We start from the raw sequence: 18,185 nt of genomic DNA on the forward strand, positions 1-18,185 counted from the left end.
TCTAAGTTTGATTTAGTGGCTATGCTTCCATCTTCTGTGCCGTATAAAGCCGGTAATAGTGGCCCTTGCGTGCTATAAGCTCGTCATGCGACCCGCTTTCCGCGATACCTTTGTTTGCGACATACATAATGCGGTCGCAGTTTTTTACGGTGGACAGGCGATGCGCGATAATGAACGAGGTGCGTCCCTTGAGCAGCTCATTGAGGCCCTTCTGGAGCAGACGTTCAGTTTTCGCGTCGATGGAAGAAGTCGCTTCATCCAGGATCAGAATGCGCGGATCAGCCAGCAGCGTTCTGGCGAACGAAATGAGCTGCCGCTGTCCTTGCGAGAGCTTGGAGCCACGTTCATTAACCTCTGTCAGGTAACCCTGATCAAACTCACGGATGAATTCGTCGGCACAAACGGTCTTGGCCGCAGCGATCACTTCTTCCTCGGTAGCATCGAGTTTGCCGTAACGGATATTATCCAGGATGGTCCCGGAGAAAATGAAGCTGTCCTGCAGCATGATCCCCATCTGGCCGCGAAGGGATTTCAGCGTAACCTGCGAGATATCCTGTCCGTCCATAAGAATCCTGCCGCCAGTAAGATTGTAGAAGCGGGAGATCAGATTGACGACCGTTGTTTTGCCTGCGCCTGTCGGTCCCACCAGGGCGATGCTTTGTCCTGCCAGTACATCGAAGGAGATATTCTCCAGAATGTTAAGCCCCGGATCATAGGCGAAGGTTACGTTGTCGAAGGTGACATGGCCCTGTACAGGCGGCAGTGCCTTCGCATCCGGAATATCGCTGACGGTAACCGGCTCATCCAGCGTTTCGAAGATACGCTCCAGGTAGGCGACGGCATTGATAAAGTTATTGTACAGGTTCGAAAGATTCAGAATCGGCTGCCAGAAGCGGGCTGCATAGCTGCTCATGGCAAGAATCACACCAAAGGTGACATTTACAGGGTCCAGTGTCAGGAGACCCACCAGGAAGATCATCGTTGTAACGATGGTGCTCAGGTTGTCAACGCTAAACGGGATCAGCATGTTGAAACGCACTGCTGTTATCCATTCCTTGCGGAAATTGCCGGCCAGACGCGTAAAAATCCCCTCATTGCGCTGTTCCCGGTTGAACATTTGTGTGACGCCGATGCCGCTGATGCTTTCCTGCAGGTAGGCGTTCAGATTGGAGCTTTTGTTGGACACCGCCTGCCATGCCCGGCGCTGCCGGGTTTTGATCAGCAGCATGATGCCGAAGAATACGGGCAGTCCTGCCAGAATAACGAACGAGAGCCGTACATCGACGGCGAACATGAATGCGGCGATAAAGACCAGATTCACGATTTCCAGAACAAAGTTGATAATACCGTTGGACAGCACATCCGAAACCGAATTGACGTAATTCACGACCCGGATCAGGATTTTGCCCTGCGGCCGGTCATCATAATATTTGAAAGGCAAATCCTGCAGATGCTTAAACAAATCCGTGCGGATGTCAAAAATAATGTCCTGTCCGACGCTTGTCATGATGCGTGAGCGATAGGTAGCCAGAATAACACTGACCACGATAGTCACAAGCATCAGCGCGGACCAGCCCAGCAGCGGAAGTTTGGCTTTGGCGGGAATGGTCACGTCGACGACATGCTGCATGATCAGTGGAGCGGACAGTGAAATGGCCGCTGAAATCGCGCTGAGCACAAACGCAAAGATCATGGGCTTTTTCTTCCGTTTGATATACACCATTGCACGACGGAAGTGTTTGATATTAAACGGCGATTCCAGATTCTCATCGACGTCGAATTTATTCCTTGCCATTAGCGGTCACCAGCCTTCCAATACCCTCGTTCTGCAGCATAAACACATCGTAGTAGTAGCCCCGTTTCGCCAGCAGTTCGGCGTGGGTACCCTCTTCAATCAGGCGTCCGCCATCCAGAATGAGAATGCGGTCAGCCTGCGAGGTAGTAGACACCCGCTGCGCGATAATGATCTTCGTGCAGGGATAATCCAGCTCGCGCAGACTTTTCTGAATGTGTTCCTCCGTCTCAAGGTCAACGGCAGAAGTCGTATCGTCCAGAATCAGAATAGGACGGTGGACCGCCAAGGCCCGCGCCAGCGCAATACGCTGCTTTTGCCCTCCGGACAGTCCAACCCCACGTTCCCCGACAACGGTGTCATACCCTTCGGGCATTTTGGAGATGAAATCGTGGGCAGCTGCGAGCCCGGCATAGGACATGGCCTCTTCCTCCGGAAGATCGGGGTCGCCATAGGCGATGTTCCCGTCGATGGTATCGGAGAACAAGAGTACATCCTGGGTTGCCATGCCGATATTGTCGCGGAGCTCATCGAGCTCAAGCTGGCGGACATCCACGCCGTCTACCAGCACACGTCCTGCGGATACGTCGTAGAAGCGGGGGATCAGGTTGATGATTGTCGTTTTTCCCGATCCCGTCGAGCCCATGATCGCTATCGTTTCACCGGGTTCAACTGTAAAGCTGACATCGTCCAGCACGGTAGCGCTATCATATTTGAAACGCACCTGATCGAACTCAATGCGGCCTTCGTAACGGCGTTTCTGTATGGACTTATGTTCGTTTACAATATTAGGCCGGGCATAATAGATGTCGATGATTTTAGTCAAGCTGGCAAAAAAGCGCTGAATGTCGTTGATAATAATCCCAATGTTGCGCATCGGGTTGGATATGGCCCAGATGAGCGAAGAGAAGGCAGCGAATTCACCAAAAGTGATCCGGCCTTCCATAAGGAACAGCCCGCCGGCCAGCATCAGGATGACGTTGAAGCCCTGTGCGAAGGATTCCAGATAAGGAAAGTAATCAAGCCATACCAGGGCAGCCTTTTTGTTAGCTGTTGAATAGTTGACATTCTTCTCTGTGAATTTTTCGATCTCGAACTCCTCGCGGGCAAAAGCCTTGACTACACGGTTGCCTGAAATATTCTCCTGTGTAGTGGTGTTAAGCTGGGACAGCCGCTCGCGCAGGTCAATATACATCGGACGGACGCGTTTGGCGAAAATGAAGGCCACGATAAAAATCGGTGGCGACAGGATAAGCATCCACAGCGTTAACTCCGCATCTATTGTGAAAAAATAGATAACGGCAGCAAGGAAAATCGTTAACGATTCAATGATCGTCTTAAAAATCCATGCCATAGAGTGCCGGACCATGTCCAGATCGCCGGTCATCTTGGTCATGAGGTCGCCGGTGCGGTTATGGTCGTAATATTCCCTGTCTTGTCCCTGGATCTTGTTGTACAAATAAATACGGATGTTGTACATCATGTTCTGCGAGGACTTTTCGTACTGCATGGTTGTCAAATAAGCAAGACCGGTGCGGAGCAGGGAAAAGCCGATCATGCCCAGGCAGAGCGCGATCAAGAGCCCCCGCTCTTGTGTGAGATTCTGCTGCGCATTGTCGCCGGCTATGAACGTGTCGACAATGCGCTGACTGATGTACGGATTCACGATCGTAAGACTTGAGCCTACCACCGAGAGGCAGAGCGCCAGAATGTACCGCGTACGGTTTCCCTCCAGGTTCTGCCACAGCCATTTTAGTTCGAACATCTAATCACCTGTTTCTGAATGTTCTTTCACTCTTGCTGGAAAAAGAATGAATAAATCAAGGTGATTATAACATTATCAAACGGCCAAGTATCGGCTACTGGAATATTTTCTTGTTACAATCGATTGAACTCTTTGGACAGTCATAGAAAAAACAGGAAAATAAAGTTTGTTGACTAGTGTACGCCGCACAGTACTGTGTGGTATTATAGTAGTGTAAGGGGGGATGGCTTTGGATATGTCGGAATGGATTTCTCAGGTGCGCCGGGGGCTGCTGGAATATTGCATCCTGCAGCTGATCAGCAGCCAGCCCCGTTACGGTTATGAGCTGGTAATGGCGCTGGGTCAATGGGAGGTGCTGGCCGTTAATGAAGGGACGCTTTATCCTCTTTTGCGGCGGCTGCTTAAGGAGAATTATTTAGAAGCCTTTTGGAAGGAGTCGGAGACCGGTCCGCGCCGCAAATATTATTCGCTCACCCCGCCTGGACGAGAGCTGCTTGCTTCCATGACAGAGGAATGGAGCAAGGTTGTAGGTGCTATCGGGCAAATTCAGCGGTATTAATTAGGTAATCAGGTTCGGTAAATACATGTTCAGTTGGAGGGAAACACAAATGGAGACAAACTCGAATGATTATCTTCGCAGGTTTTATGAGGCATTGGATTTTTTGCCTGAGGAGGAACGGGTAGATGCTGTCCGGGAAATTGAAAGCAGCATAGCCGACGGCATGGCGAGCGGCCAGCCGGAGGCGGTCATATTGGCTCGACTCGGCAATCCGCGCAAGCTGGCCAAGGCTTACCAAAGTGAATATATGATGGGCCGGGGCGGGGGGCTGTCGCTGAAAACCCTGTGGCAGATGGTGACTTTTTATTGCACTACCGGATTGCTGAGTATCATGATTATTCCGATCCTGGCTACTGTCGCTTATGGCTTTGGCCTTAGCGCAGTATTGATCTTACTGGCAGGGGTGATCCGCAGCTTTGGCGTTTCCTGGATCAATATGAACCTGGGCAACGGATACGATGTTCCCTACGCGTGGAGCATCCCTGTTGCCCTTCTGTTCAGCCTGTTTGTTGGTGGGATTGCCTTCATCAGCCGCAAATACTTGCTGATCTATATGAAGTTTCTCTCCAGACAATACAGCCGGCTCATTCCCCGCAAAAATTAATATGAAAAGGCGGTGTGGTCTAAATGACATATGGGAAGATCATTGGTGAGGGGAATACGGCGACCGTATATGAATGGGAAGAAGGGAAAGTGCTTAAGCTTTTCGCTGCGGGTTACCCCCAAAGTGATGTGGAAACAGAGTTTCAAAACACCAGAATGATCAATGATATGGGCTTTGCCAAAGCAAAGGCCTATGAAATGATTAGCTGCGAAGAGCGCATGGGCATTATATATGAGAAGGTGGATGGCGAATCCCTGTTGGATTGGGTTTTGAGGACAGGCGACCTTCAGAGCTGCGCTGAATATATGGCAAGACTGCATAAGACAATCCTTCAGAACAAAGTCAGTGATGTATTGAATTACAAAGAATTTCTAAAATATCATCTATTAAATGTTCCGTTGTCTAAAAGAATGGATCACGGACAAATATGCGGGATTCTGGATAAACTTAAGGATGGAGACACCCTTTGCCATGGCGATCTTCATCCCGGTAATATATTGCTCGTAAGCGGGCAGCCCGTTGTTATTGACTTCATGAACGTGTGTCATGGAGATTTACTATATGATGTGGCGAGAACAGTGTTTTTGGTACAGTATACTCCGGTCCCCGAAGCTGCTGAAGACCGGGAGATGCTGTTGCGGTTCAAAAAAACACTGGCCGATTTATATCTTAACGAAATGAATATTAGCCGAAGCATGATAGAAGATTATCTGTCCGTTATTATCGCGGCGAGAGCGGGAGAGTGCCCCGACGAATAGCCGGGGGAGCACTCTTCATAGTCTACTGGCGGTCAGGTTCAATGCTAACTCAACTTACCGTTTCGCCCGGTTATTGCCTCTTCTAATTCCTTATATTCACTAGACTGGGGGTCCACATTGCTTCCTGACAGTCTGAGCTTCTTCAAATGAGGGAGGTTCAGGAGTAGGCCGGGATCCGAAAATGAGGTTTTGCATAAATCCAGTGTTTCAAGCCCGGTCAGGGTGGAGATGAATTCCCATGATTTTGGCTTAAGCATAGTCAGATCCAGATTGATTAACGACGACATCCCGGTCAGTGCTTCCAGATTCTTTACTTTGGTTTCCCATATCCAGAGTAGCTCCAAATGGGGGAATTGCTCCCCTATGCCTTCGATGGAATTCAGTTTTGTTTTTTCCAGATACAATGTTTTTAGGTTTGGACAAATCCCCATTTCTTGAAGACTCTCCACAGATGAGCCTCTAAGCCGTATTTCCTCAATGCTGTCATGCTGGTAGAAGGGACTTAGATCACTGGCAGCAGCAAAATTAGCGTCCAGAATCTTCAGTTTCCTTAGCTGTGAAACATATGAAAGATCCACAAGCTTTTTAGGTGCGAGCAATCTGATTTCCTCTACATTTGGAAAAACCCTGAAAGAATCTAGGCTTTCCAGCTGGCAGGTTTGCCCTCCCAAAGAAACCTTCTTCACACCCGCGGCGGGTGCAAAGCCTGGCACAGCCTCAATCTCATCAAAGCTCATACTGATAGTCTCCAGGCTGTCCGGGAGAACGGTTTGACTGTCATAATTATGCTTGGAGAAACTGACCGACTTTAAGGATTTAAGAGGGGACAGTAATTGATCGGGCAGCGTGTGCTGGACATAGAACATTTGCAGAGATTCCAGATGTTCAAGCCGGGAAAGGGTCTCTATATTCTTTTTAATCGTTGTTTTACTTATGAAGCTTAGATGTTCCAGACTCGTGGCGGAGTCCAGGCCGGCAAGATCAGGCAGGGTCAGCCTGGAATTTGTGGTGCCGAATTCAAGCTTCTTGAGATTTGCGAATTCTTTTAAAGGCTCGTAGGTTGTGATCTGTTTGACCTGGAGAAGTTTCAGTGTGTCCAGCTCATAAATGGAACGGGGCTGATGAAACCATGCGTACTTTTTATAGTTCTCGACGTATGAAGCTGCTTCGTCCGCAAGGGCAGCTTTTGACTTGGCGTAATCCATTTCATGGCCTCCTAGCAAAATAAAATGATATAAACAGATATTGCTAACTTAGCATACGGTCTCTCCTATAACAAATCACACGATGCCGGATCGGGGAACCTGCCGAGCCCCGGCGGGCCTCGACTTTGTATTTGTGATAAACTGAAACCATATACAGCCGCACCGGACAGTGTATTGGAATGTACATAGAGTGAAGACTGGGCTTGGTCCGGATAGAGACAGGAGGATGGGCATGAGCTTTGTTGCCGTAAAGGGTGAGTACAAGCGTTATAAGATGGGCGAGAATGTGATTGTCGCCAACGACGGGATTGATTTTGAGATTAATAAAGGTGAATTTGCCGTTATTGTCGGTCCCAGCGGGGCGGGTAAATCGACCGTGCTTAATATTCTTGGCGGAATGGATTCCGCTGACGAAGGCCAGGTCATTGTGGACGGTACGGACATTGCCAAGTTCAGTGCCAGGGAGTTAACAGGCTACCGCCGCAATGACGTGGGTTTTGTGTTTCAGTTCTACAACCTGGTGCCCAATCTGACAACGCTGGAGAATGTCGAGCTTGCTTCGCAGATTTCCCCGCGTGCCTTGGATGCTCGTAAGGTGCTGGAGGATGTAGGACTGGGGGCTCGGCTGGATAATTTTCCGGCTCAGCTGTCCGGCGGCGAGCAGCAACGCGTTGCGATTGCCAGAGCGCTGGCTAAGCAGCCGAAGCTGCTGCTCTGCGACGAGCCGACAGGCGCGCTTGACTACAACACCGGCAAGCAGGTGCTGAAGCTGCTGCAGGATACCTGCCGCAATACCGGAACTACGGTCATCGTAATCACGCATAATCTGGCGATTGCCCCGATGGCAGACCGGGTCATTGAGATCAACAACGCTAAGGTACGGAAGATGGTAACCAATCCTTCGCCGGTATCCGTTGATGATATCGAATGGTAAGGAGAAGGCATCCATGAAAAAACGAGCGCTATGGAAAGATATTTTTCGTGAAATCGGGCACACCAAGGCCCGCTTTATTTCAATATTTGCAATTATTATGCTGGGCGTCAGCTTTTTCTCCGGAATCAAGGCAGCCGGGCCGGATATGCTGGATACCGCCGGAACCTTTTACCGGGAGACGGGGCTGATGGATCTGAAAGTGCAGAGCACCTACGGTTTGACCGAAGACAACCTTAAGCTGCTGAAGGATGTGCCGGGGATCGGTGAGATTCAGCCGGGGTACAGCGCAGATGTGTTCGCCGGCGACAATGCTTTGATCCTTAAGGTCTTTTCCTACAATACAGATACAACGCTTAACCAATACCGCATGATCGAAGGACATCTACCGGAGCATTCCGGAGAAATCGTGCTGGATGACGTGCTGGCCGGAGAATATGCGCTGGGCGACAAGGTAACGTTTAGCGGAAACGGTAAGGATACGGAGCTGTCAGACGACTTCGGGACACTGGATTATACCGTAGTGGGCTTTGTGCGGAGTCCCCAGTTTATTGAGAAGAACAACCGGGGGACCAGTACGATTGGCAAAGGCACGGCGGATGCGTTCGCCGCCATCCCGGAGGCAGACTTTAAGCTGCCGGTTTATACGGAAGCCTATCTGTCCTTTACAGATACTGCCGGGCTGAAGGCTTATTCGCCGAAGTATGAGGCGCTGATCGAACAGCATACCCAAGCGGTAGAGCAGGCGTTATCCGGCGTGCCGGAAGCGCGGCTTGCGGAGCTGCGGGCGGAAGGCGGGAAGGCGTTATCCGGCGGCCCCCTGGAGGTGGCTGCTGCCAAGCAGCAGCTCGCAGAGCTGGAGCTGCCCAAGATCTATGTCACAGACCGGAATGTAAGTCCGGGGTATACCGAATATAAAGACAACGCTGACCGGTTGTCGGCGATTGCGAGCGTGTTTCCGGTGTTCTTTTTCCTGATTGCTGCGCTGGTCAGCTTGACGACCATGACACGGATGGTTGAGGAGCACCGCCTGCAGATCGGAACACTTAAAGCACTTGGTTATGGCAACCGTGACATTATGGCCAAATTCATGGTCTATGGCACGCTTGCCAGTCTGGCGGCTTCGGTAGTTGGGCTTGCCGTGGGCTTCACCCTGTTGCCTACCATTATCTATAATGCGTACAGTTCACTCTATAACCTGCCGGATATCGTCAAGAGCTTCTATCCTTCGTATTCCATCCTCTCCGTTATTGTGGCGCTGATTTGCACTACGCTTACGGCTTGGATCGCTTCCCGGGTAGAGCTGCGCAGCAACGCTTCCGTATTGATGCGTCCGAAGGCGCCGAAGAGCGGGCAGCGGATTATATTGGAGCGGATATCCTTTGTCTGGAAACGGCTGAATTTTGTCCAGAAGGTTACCGCACGGAATCTGTTCCGCTACAAGCAGCGGATGTTCATGACTGTGTTCGGTGTAGCCGGCTGTACGGCGCTGATCCTGACCGGGTTTGGCCTCAAGGACTCGATCGGCAGCATCGCCGGAGAGCAATTCGGCACGATTATGAAATATGATGCGCTTGTAGCGCTGCATAATGATGTGCCTGCCGGTTCACGGGATGCCTATGAGCAGTTGATCACTGGGGAGTCCGCCATTACCGGGACGCTGAATGTGGCGCAGGAAACGATGACCGCACGCGCCAGCGGTGTAAATGACCAGGATGTGAATCTGTTCATACCAGCAGCTGTTGATTCTTTATCCGAATATGTAGAGCTGCGGGACCGGATAAGTGGAGAAGGGCGAAAGCTTACGGACGAGGGGGCTATTGTCTCGGAGAAGCTGGCTAAGCTGTACGGGCTGGAGCCGGGCGGCAAGTTGACCGTCGTGGACAACAAGAACGAAACCTTCAAGATTCAGGTCGCGGGGATTACGGAGAACTATGTGATGCACTATGTGTACATGACACCGGCGTATTATTCTTCTGTATTCGGGAAAGAGCCGGTATTCAACACAGAACTGCTGAACTATGGCGTGCAGGATGCAGCCTGGGAAGACGGACTCAGTGAAAAGCTGACGGCTAGTGAGCGTGTTGCTGCGGTAAGCTTCTCCAGCAGTGTAGGCTCCGCCTTCGACGATACCATGAAGAGCATGGACGTTGTGACCTTGGTGCTCATTGTGTCAGCGGCGGCACTGGCTTTTGTCGTGCTTTACAACTTAACCAATATCAATGTGTCCGAGCGGATCCGCGAGCTGTCGACGATCAAGGTTCTGGGCTTTTATGATAAGGAAGTAACGTTGTATATTTACCGCGAGAATATTCTGCTGAGTGTACTCGGCATTGCGGCCGGTTCCGGCCTCGGCATATTGCTGCATAGCTTCGTTCTAAGGACGGCTGAGCTGGATGCGACGATGTTCGCTCCAGTCATCAAGTGGCCCAGCTATGTGTATGCCGCGCTGTTAACCTTGTTGTTCTCGGGGATTGTTATGGTTTTCATGCATATCAAGCTCAAACGGATTCATATGATTGAGGCGCTCAAGTCAGTGGAATAGCGCTTGATAACAATATGAGCAAAGCCAGCCGATATCGGCTGGCTTTTTGTCAAGTAAGGGACGATAATTTCATATGCAGGATAGGGAAAGGATTTCCCTGCTCATCCAATGCAGACCGGTCAACCACTTGAAATCCCATATGCTCGTAGAACCCTGCAGCTTGGGGATTCTGCTCATTCACGTCCACCTCGTGTACATCCAGTGCTTCAATAACCCGGGCAACCAGCTTTCTGCCGATGCCTTGCCCTATCGCCTCTGGGGCTACGAACAGCATCTCAATCTTATGATCCTGCACCCCTATGAAGCCCAGCAGCTGCTCCTGTTCATCAGTGAACACAAGCAAATGGCCGATTTCCCGGAGTCCTTCAAGAACCACAGGCCGAAGAGCAGCGATAGCCTGTTCGGAGAGAAAAAGATGGGTAAGGCGTACCGATGCTTCCCAAATGCCCAATAGACCGGATAGCAGAGCTTCCGTTCTGGTTGTGATCCGGCGTATGCGTTCCCGGTCTTCCCATGTCATCAGCTTGACGAGGCCGCGGCAGCCGAAGCAGCCGCAGCTACGGTGATTGCAGTCTGCTGGGCAATGATAATGTTGGTAATGCTGGTGGAGAGCACCGTGTTCAGGATACCGTTTTGCACTTCATCCACCGCTTTGAGCGCTGCCAGCGCAGCAGACAGCAGCAGCAGCTCCTGCTCGGTAATCGACCATTTGCCGAACCCCTTTTGCGTGCGGAGAAATTCGAAGGTTCCGGAGACATCGTTCACAATGTCTTCCCTGCTTAGGGGAAGCAGGGACAGCACGCCAAGCGAAGATAGGGTGAATTGTTTGTCCATGTGGATATTCTGTGCAAGGAAGGCATCGCGCAAGGCCAGTACACGGTCCGCCGCCTCCTTGGCTTGATCGCCAAGAACCAGCACTTGTGTCAAACCTTGCACGCTGTTGCCGGACCGGAATTCGGGCTTAAGCGTGGTAAAGAGCTGCTCCATCCGTTCCACGCCGCTTTCGATATCGATATCGGACAGGCCGAGCATGGCGGCGAAGATGTAATCATCCTGCCCCGTAAGGAAACGGTGCTTCGCCTTCATGCTGTCATAAAACCGCTTTGCCCGCTCTACTGTGCGATGATATTGATCCGGCGTTTGATGTGCGGCGATTTGATAAGCCGCCACGACCAGATAATCGGAGCCATAGAATTTGATATCCTTCAACATGTCATATACGGACAGCGTGTTTCTAAGCTGTCCTTCCCTGTCGGCAGAAAGGGAGAGCAGGGCGGAAATGCTGATTGCAGAAGACCCCCTGAATGAAGAGAAGAGGCCGGTGTTTTCCTTGATCAGCTCATAGCTGGCACGGATCGCCCCTTCATCTGCAACCTTATCCTCTGTTGTGTACAGTAATGCCGCTAACCGGCTGACCAGCGCATTTTGCCAAGGGAACTCCTTTTTGATTATCTGTGCGTTTTGTGCGAACAGCACAAGCCTTGCTGTATACGGCTCCTTCATTAGCAACCACCTCTCACTAAACTGTGTTTTATCTCTAATAGATATTTTACTATACCATGCAAAAATGAAGAAAAACAAAAGCTATAGATGACTATATTTAAAGTCTACCTTGCAGGGTGCAGTGCACTCCGTCAATATTGAATTAGTAAAGTAAGCGGTACCCGAGAAAATTGGAGGGCGATGCCAGTAATGAAGGAGTTTGTAATCCGAAATCCGAAAGAAGAAGACGCAGAGCAGATCGGGAGCCTGGATTTTGTTCTTAATATGACCTATCTGTATCATGGCGATCTGGATAAGAGAAATATGTTCTGCGCAGTGAATGGGGAAGATAAAATTATAGCGGTTGCCCACCTGATGGAGCATGAGACCTTTCATGCGGCCGGACATGATGAAGATAAGGATTTCATCCGATATCTAAAGTTTCAAATCCTATTTGCGGACGATGTTGAGGATGAACAGATCAAAGATGCCCTGACGGATGCGTTAATTAGACGGTCCAGAGAAATTAAAGCCGGGCATCCGGACAAGCGCATTGTACTGGCTGAATATTTAGATGCGGATAATCTCAAGGATTTGAGCTACTACCTGGCCCGCGGATTTACCATCCGGGACACGATTGTTGTATTTAAATTCGACCTCAGTCAGGATATTCCCCGCTATCCTTTACCGGAGGGAGTTCAGGTGCTTCCATTTGCACTAGATAACACTCAGGCTTTGGAACAGTATCATCAAGCTGAGCTTGCCTCCTTTGACGGTGTCGCCTGGAGTATGAACCATTTAAGCTGGATGCAGGGATCGCCGGAAATGGTCAATTTTTGTGCGTTTGCTGGCAATCAATTGATCGGCAACACGTCCACATGGCGTATCACGGATGAGCGGAGCGCAACGGAAAGTGTTTTTGTCATACCGGAATGGCAGAAACAAGGCGTCGCCCGGAGCATGATATGCACAGCTCTGGAGCATCTGAAGCAGCAGGGCAAATCAATCGCCACCTTGGGCACACATGGAAACAATCAGAAGGCCATTCGCCTATATACTCAGATTGGCTATGAGCTGTACGGGTTCATCCTGACGATCGGCTATGCAATTGATTAAAATACGCTTCAAAGCGAATTATACAACTAGGATGCTGCCATCGTAAAAGTGGAATTAACCAGGCAGCGTTGTGCTTCGAGCCAAGTTTTTCGTCGGGATCATCACAATTGGTTGTTCAGCTGGATGCGCTGGAATACTTGTGGAGGCTGCGGTTGAAGAAGAGTGTCGCAACTGTAAAAAGGATGACCATAAGCACGGCTCCTGCCGCAAGCATAAGGGGCTCAGCTTTCTGGACAAGTGCTTCAGCCGGAACCGATACAATGAACCCGACAGGCAGCACCCATGTCAAGACCAACCGGAGCGGGCGCGGATAGATGCCGATCGGATACCACCCCGCTTGCAGGATATCTTCCATGATCCACAACATGTATGTCCCTCTATACCAAAAAGCGACAGAGCTCAGAATCAGCATCACGGAATACAGAATTCCGAGAGAAATAACTAGTGCAAGCAGAAACTGAGCAGCAGCTAGGAGGGTTATTTCGCTGTTCATGCCGTCTATCGCGAAAAGGACTACACCTGCGGCAACGGCGATATGCAAAACCGACCAGAGAGACCATTCCCGCACACTGATATAATATTGAGTCGATATGGGTTTCAATAGGGTATAATCAAACGTCCCGCTTTCAATCTCGCCGTCCATGCCGCCAAGCTTATTCATGCTGGGGCCGATCACAACATTTTTCACGGCTTGCACCAGCATGTAAACGCCGAGTACAGCCAGAGTCTCCGGCATCGTCCAGCCGTTAAGGACCTCATTGTTGACGTACAGAATATAAATCCCCCCAATACCGCCTGCCAGACCTAACACCGCACTTAAAAAATTCATAACAAAGTTCAGCCGATATGCTGACTCATTCTGAAACGCCGCCTTCATGAAGGTAAAGATTAGTCTGAAATAACTCATGAATTATCCTCCCACTGCCGAATATTTACGCTGGCCGTACCGGTTTACACCATAACACATAAGCATCAATACAGCAGTCCAAAGCAGCTGCATGGTGAAGCCCCGGATCATGCTCTCACGGTGTAATGTGCCCATAAGCGCCTCCACCGGGAAAGAGATCATGTACCGGTAGGGCAGAAAATGCGTAAGCTGGTTAAGCTGGCCGGGGAACAAGGCAAGCGGAGCCACCTGTCCGCCGAACAGAAAGATGAAGGTATCGTTGACACTGAGCAGTGCCGAGGAATGCTGTGTCCAAAAAGCGAGAAGGGACAGGATGTAGGCGAGCAGAAAGCGAATCATGAGTGCGAGCATAAGGGCCGCAAGGCCGGCAGCTACGGACACTAATGTAAAACTGGCCTGCACGCCCAGCAATAACCCGAGTAGCATAACTACAACCGCAACAAACGGGATGCACACCATTTTGACAGCCGCTTCTTGTCCGACCGCTCCATAAATAAGCGGCAACGGGCGCAGCAGCGCTGAGGATATCGAGCCATTATGTATCGCCTGAGCCGTTGACCAGTGTGTCGTCGGATACGTCATTTGATTGATGAGAATGAGGGACAGATAGTATAGAACAAAGGCATTCCTGTCATATCCCCCGATCGTGCCGGATGACGCAGCCGTCGACCAGACGATCATATAGATCACAGGTCCGATCATCCAGCCGAGTGCAAGCGTCCAGAAGAATCCTTTTTCCGACATGAAATTGAAGAGCTGGCCCCGAATCATCGCTATTCCGCCGCGGATATTCATACAGTGATCCCCTCTGCGTATATAGTGTCAATCACTGATTCAATGGGGGGATCAGCGATTCCGAAATCAATGAGGATATACCTGCTCATCAGCATTCCGCTGGCCCTCACGACATCCTCTTTCTTTACCCGGAGGGTGTACTCATTTCCGCTATTCTCAATCCATTCTGCCGGAATTCCATCTATTTGAAGGCTCTCCGGGCTCAGCGGAGGATTCTCTTCTTCAAGGGTCAGCTTGATGATCCGGTACGGTGTGATCTTGTCCGTCAGGCTGGACAGCTTACCGTCATAGACCAAATGTCCGCCGTTGATCAGCATCACCCTGGAGCAAAGCGAAGTGATATCGGACATATAATGGCTTGTCAGCATAACCGTTGTACCAAATTTCTGGTTATATTCCTTCATATATTGCCGCAGCCTTAATTGCATTGTCACGTCCATCCCAAGCGTCGGCTCATCCAGATACAGGATTTCCGGCTTATGCAGAAGGGTGACTATAAATTCGCATTTGGACCGTTCACCGAGCGAGAGGTTGCGGGCGCGTTTCTGCATAAGCTTACCTACATCGAACATGTCCCCAAGCTCTACAAGATGTCTTTTGAAATCCGCTGTGGGCACTCCGTAGATCTCTTTGAAAATGTGCATCGTATCATACACGGTGTTATTCCACTGCATTTGGCTGCGATTGCCCATGAGCATGCTGATCTTCTTGAGATATTGGGGTTTGCGCTGCCACGGGGTAAACCCCGCAGCCGTTGCACTGCCTGAAGTCGGGTAGAGCAGCCCGGAGAGCATTTTGAGTGTCGTGGTCTTGCCTGCGCCATTCGGCCCGATGAACCCGACCATTTCACCGCGTTCTATGGCAAAGCTCACCTCGTCTACAGCTTTAACTTCATTAAAATGCGGACGGAACAAGCTGCCAAACGCCGAACGAAGGCCGGCCTCCCTAACCGGAATGCGGTATATTTTTGATAATCCGTTTGCTTCGATATGATACGCCATAGATTCATCCTCCTTTGATGACAGGAGTTTATCATGCCGGGGGAGGGGTGGTGCAAAGCTGGAGGGTTCTATTTGATAGCTGTTGTTCTCTGTGGTATAACAGATGTATCTTTTTTCCAGAGGGGGTTGTTGCATGCCGGAACAGTGGGGACACTTCGATATTATCCTTGGGTCAGTCATGAGCAGCAAAGGCATTGACAGCGGGAAGCTGGCTCAGCTTGCGCACGTTCAGAGAAGCCAGCTGAATCTGTATATCACCAATGAAATCAAGCGTCCCGATCTTGGCGTTCTGGCCCGGATTTGCACAGCGCTTGCTTGTGACATTGGAGAGATTATGAAGTTTATCCCCGATGAATCAGCCGCGAAACCCAAGCCGATTCTTAATACATCCGGTGAAGCATTTTATAGGACAGGACAAATCGCTCAGGAGCTGGGCGTACATCCCAATACGATAAGGTTTTATGAAAAAATAGGGCTGATCTCACCGGTAGAACGTACGGAAAACCGCTATCGGCAGTTTACATACAGACATCTTACACAGCTTCGGGTTTGCCGTTTGATCTTTGGTACCCCCTATACCAACCGCACTCTAAGAAACACCGCCTTTTCGGTTGCAGCTGCCCTTAAATCATGGGATGTGGAGCTGGCGTTAACCAATGCTGAAGCCTATCAGCATCTATTGGAGAAGGAATACGCCTCTGCACTGGAAACAGCGTCGCTGCTTAAGAATTGGACCGAGAAAGGTCAGCTGCCCGGCACAGGGAATGTGTATAGCCATAAGGAAGCCGCCTCTTTGTTAGGAGTCACACCGGAAGTGCTGCGCAATTGGGAGCGCAACGGGCTGATCTGTGTTCCGCGGCAGCCTGATCAATCCCGCGTCTATGGAGATGAAGAAATTGCAAGGCTACGTATCATCTATATGCTGAGGCAAAATCATTACAGCATATCCGCTATCCAGCGCAGTATGCTCATTTTCGACAGTGGCAACAGCGCCGGAGCTGTTCTTGCGCTTAACCAGCCAGCGGCGGATTTGGAAATTGAATTTGTCAGTGCAGGCGATCATTGGCTGGACACCCTTGCCAGCCTGACTATAAGCGCAGCTGCAATCAAACAAATTGTAGTGGAGATTAGATAGGAAGGCTCCAATTGTTCACCACCCGATAGCCATCTCAAGATAGCAGCCTTCACTTGCTGCAAATAACTTTATAAAGAGTGACATCAGGGTTGACGAAGCGCAGCAGAAACCCAATCCAACCGGGAACAATAAACAAGCAGGAGCCCAAGGTCTCCTGCTTGTTTTTATCTAAAGATAAGAATTTATATGTTTCACGCTATAAATTATCCTTCTATTTCTCGCTGAAACGGATACCGTCCTTTTGAGGACGGCGAAGCCGTTTCCACTTGACACTATTTATTGGGTATTAATCACAAATTCCACGCCTTCTTTGCGATTTTTTGCATATTCAGCGGTTGCTGTGAATAGTAAGTCGGAAGATGAGTTAAGCGCAGTCTCGAAAGAGTCCTGCAGAACACCGATGATGAAACCTACACCAACGACTTGAATCGCAATATCATTCGGAATGCCGAAGACGCTGCATGCTAGAGGAATCAATAAGAGCGATCCTCCGGCAACACCTGAGGCACCCGCAGCAGATATAGCAGACAGCACGCTAAGAACAAGCGCCATACCAAAATCCACTTCAATGCCGACCGTGTGAACAGCAGCGAGGGTCAAGACAGAGATCGTAACAGCTGCACCCGCCATATTAATCGTAGCACCTAAGGGAATGGACACAGAATACGTATCTGCATCCAGATCGAGCTTTTCACATAATCTCATGTTGATGGGAATGTTTGCGGCTGAGCTGCGAGTAAAGAATGCGGTAATCCCGCTTTCCTTCAGGCAATGGAACACAAGAGGGTAAGGATTTCTACGAATATTCAGATATACAATTAACGGATTAATCACAAGCGCCATGAATAACATACATCCAATGAGAACAAGAAGGAGTTTACCATAATCAAGCAGGGATGAAAGTCCCTTTGCTGTAATAGAATCAAAGACAAGACCCATGATGCCTAATGGTGCCAAGCTGATTACCCACTTGACGATTTGCGAGACAGCATCTGAAAAATTAGTAAGCGTGTCTTTGGTGTTATCATTGGCATTTCTAAGAGCAAAGCCAAGTAATATAGCCCATGTTAGGATACCGATATAGTTGGCATTCATTAGGGCGTTTACCGGGTTATCGACCACATTAAACAGCAAAGCCTTGAGTACTTCTACAATTCCATCAGGTGGAGTCAGGTCGCTCACACCCTTTACAAGTGATAGGCGTACCGGAAACATAAAACTTACGATAACTGCAATCAGTCCTGCCAAAAATGTACTTAAACCATACAGAACAAGAATCGCTTTCATATTCGTTTGTTGGCCTTTTTTATGTTTGGATATGGCCGACATGACTAAGAGCAAGACCAATACAGGTGCGACTGCCTTTAATGCCAGTACAAACAAGGAGCCGAAAATGCTGACTCCAGTTGCATCAGGAATCAATACAGCTAAAATTATACCAATTACAATCCCCACAAGTATTCGTTGTACTAGGCTCACTTGGTTCCACTTGAGCAATGCTGTCTTCATTACTTCCCCCCGGTTTCAATATGGAAATATAACTAAGCCCTGACGCCTGCTTTATTACGGCAGCGTATGTAAGTTTATCAC

The 18,185-nt window shown here is 49.8% G+C and carries 16 protein-coding genes; 7 read left to right on the top strand and 9 right to left on the bottom strand.

Annotated elements, in window-relative coordinates:
- Nucleotides 1–19: 19 nt before the first annotated feature.
- Together NST07_RS03930 and NST07_RS03935 are read right to left on the bottom strand one after the other, a co-directional pair.
- A complete protein-coding gene (locus tag NST07_RS03930) occupies nt 20–1,795 on the bottom strand; it encodes an ABC transporter ATP-binding protein (RefSeq protein ID WP_341377307.1) in 1,776 nt (591 codons plus the stop codon).
- Nucleotides 1,782–3,557, bottom strand: a complete 1,776-nt coding sequence (locus NST07_RS03935; RefSeq protein ID WP_341089806.1) for an ABC transporter ATP-binding protein — start codon at nt 3,555–3,557, stop codon at nt 1,782–1,784. The genes NST07_RS03930 and NST07_RS03935 overlap by 14 nt, the downstream gene beginning before the upstream one ends.
- Nucleotides 3,558–3,792: 235 nt before the next feature.
- Here NST07_RS03935 and NST07_RS03940 point away from each other — a divergent pair, with 235 nt between their 5' ends.
- The 3 genes from NST07_RS03940 to NST07_RS03950 are packed head-to-tail and all read left to right on the top strand — an operon-like array spanning nt 3,793 to nt 5,478.
- Complete coding sequence (locus tag NST07_RS03940) at nt 3,793–4,116, top strand: helix-turn-helix transcriptional regulator (RefSeq protein ID WP_341097542.1); 324 nt, start codon at nt 3,793–3,795, stop codon at nt 4,114–4,116.
- Nucleotides 4,117–4,165: 49 nt separating this feature from the next.
- Nucleotides 4,166–4,720 (top strand): DUF1700 domain-containing protein, encoded by a 555-nt coding sequence (locus NST07_RS03945; protein WP_341089807.1) that lies wholly within the window; start codon nt 4,166–4,168, stop codon nt 4,718–4,720.
- A 23-nt stretch (nt 4,721–4,743) separates the two neighbouring features.
- Nucleotides 4,744–5,478 (top strand): aminoglycoside phosphotransferase family protein, encoded by a 735-nt coding sequence (locus tag NST07_RS03950; protein WP_341089808.1) that lies wholly within the window; start codon nt 4,744–4,746, stop codon nt 5,476–5,478.
- 44 nt (nt 5,479–5,522) lie between these two features.
- Here NST07_RS03950 and NST07_RS03955 read toward each other — a convergent pair whose 3' ends face one another.
- Complete coding sequence (locus NST07_RS03955; protein ID WP_341089810.1) at nt 5,523–6,683, bottom strand: hypothetical protein; 1,161 nt, start codon at nt 6,681–6,683, stop codon at nt 5,523–5,525.
- A 232-nt stretch (nt 6,684–6,915) separates the two neighbouring features.
- On the opposite strand from NST07_RS03955, the gene NST07_RS03960 reads away from it, so the two are divergent.
- Both NST07_RS03960 and NST07_RS03965 read left to right on the top strand, forming a co-directional pair.
- The gene (locus NST07_RS03960; protein ID WP_341089812.1) at nt 6,916–7,617 is read left to right on the top strand and encodes an ABC transporter ATP-binding protein; all 702 of its coding nucleotides are present in this window, start codon (nt 6,916–6,918) and stop codon (nt 7,615–7,617) included.
- Between the two features lie 13 nt (nt 7,618–7,630).
- The gene (locus tag NST07_RS03965; protein ID WP_341089814.1) at nt 7,631–10,159 is read left to right on the top strand and encodes an ABC transporter permease; all 2,529 of its coding nucleotides are present in this window, start codon (nt 7,631–7,633) and stop codon (nt 10,157–10,159) included.
- A gap of 49 nt (nt 10,160–10,208) precedes the next feature.
- Here NST07_RS03965 and NST07_RS03970 read toward each other — a convergent pair whose 3' ends face one another.
- Both NST07_RS03970 and NST07_RS03975 read right to left on the bottom strand, forming a co-directional pair.
- Nucleotides 10,209–10,679, bottom strand: coding sequence for a GNAT family N-acetyltransferase (locus NST07_RS03970; protein WP_341089816.1), 471 nt, complete (start codon nt 10,677–10,679; stop codon nt 10,209–10,211).
- Nucleotides 10,679–11,662, bottom strand: coding sequence for a DUF4003 family protein (locus tag NST07_RS03975; protein ID WP_341377308.1), 984 nt, complete (start codon nt 11,660–11,662; stop codon nt 10,679–10,681). The genes NST07_RS03970 and NST07_RS03975 overlap by 1 nt, the downstream gene beginning before the upstream one ends.
- A gap of 189 nt (nt 11,663–11,851) precedes the next feature.
- On the opposite strand from NST07_RS03975, the gene NST07_RS03980 reads away from it, so the two are divergent.
- Complete coding sequence (locus NST07_RS03980) at nt 11,852–12,757, top strand: GNAT family N-acetyltransferase (protein WP_341089819.1); 906 nt, start codon at nt 11,852–11,854, stop codon at nt 12,755–12,757.
- Nucleotides 12,758–12,872: 115 nt separating this feature from the next.
- On the opposite strand, the gene NST07_RS03985 is transcribed toward NST07_RS03980, so the two are convergent.
- From NST07_RS03985 to NST07_RS03995, 3 genes are read right to left on the bottom strand one after another with little or no spacing between them, the layout of a single operon-like run.
- Nucleotides 12,873–13,664: an ABC-2 family transporter protein gene (locus tag NST07_RS03985; RefSeq protein WP_342481109.1), complete on the bottom strand. Its 792-nt coding sequence runs from the start codon at nt 13,662–13,664 to the stop codon at nt 12,873–12,875.
- Between the two features lie 3 nt (nt 13,665–13,667).
- A complete protein-coding gene (locus NST07_RS03990; protein ID WP_341089822.1) occupies nt 13,668–14,459 on the bottom strand; it encodes an ABC-2 family transporter protein in 792 nt (263 codons plus the stop codon).
- Nucleotides 14,456–15,460, bottom strand: a complete 1,005-nt coding sequence (locus NST07_RS03995; protein ID WP_341089824.1) for an ATP-binding cassette domain-containing protein — start codon at nt 15,458–15,460, stop codon at nt 14,456–14,458. Before NST07_RS03995 ends, NST07_RS03990 begins: the two co-directional genes overlap by 4 nt.
- Before the next feature lie 133 nt (nt 15,461–15,593).
- On the opposite strand from NST07_RS03995, the gene NST07_RS04000 reads away from it, so the two are divergent.
- Nucleotides 15,594–16,595, top strand: a complete 1,002-nt coding sequence (locus NST07_RS04000) for a MerR family transcriptional regulator (RefSeq protein ID WP_341089826.1) — start codon at nt 15,594–15,596, stop codon at nt 16,593–16,595.
- Between the two features lie 276 nt (nt 16,596–16,871).
- Here NST07_RS04000 and sstT read toward each other — a convergent pair whose 3' ends face one another.
- Nucleotides 16,872–18,104: a serine/threonine transporter SstT gene (sstT, locus tag NST07_RS04005; RefSeq protein WP_341089828.1), complete on the bottom strand. Its 1,233-nt coding sequence runs from the start codon at nt 18,102–18,104 to the stop codon at nt 16,872–16,874.
- Nucleotides 18,105–18,185 lie beyond the last annotated feature (81 nt).

Origin of the sequence: Paenibacillus sp. FSL L8-0340 (assembly GCF_038593145.1) — a bacterium.
In the GTDB taxonomy this organism is placed as follows: domain Bacteria; phylum Bacillota; class Bacilli; order Paenibacillales; family Paenibacillaceae; genus Paenibacillus_AQ.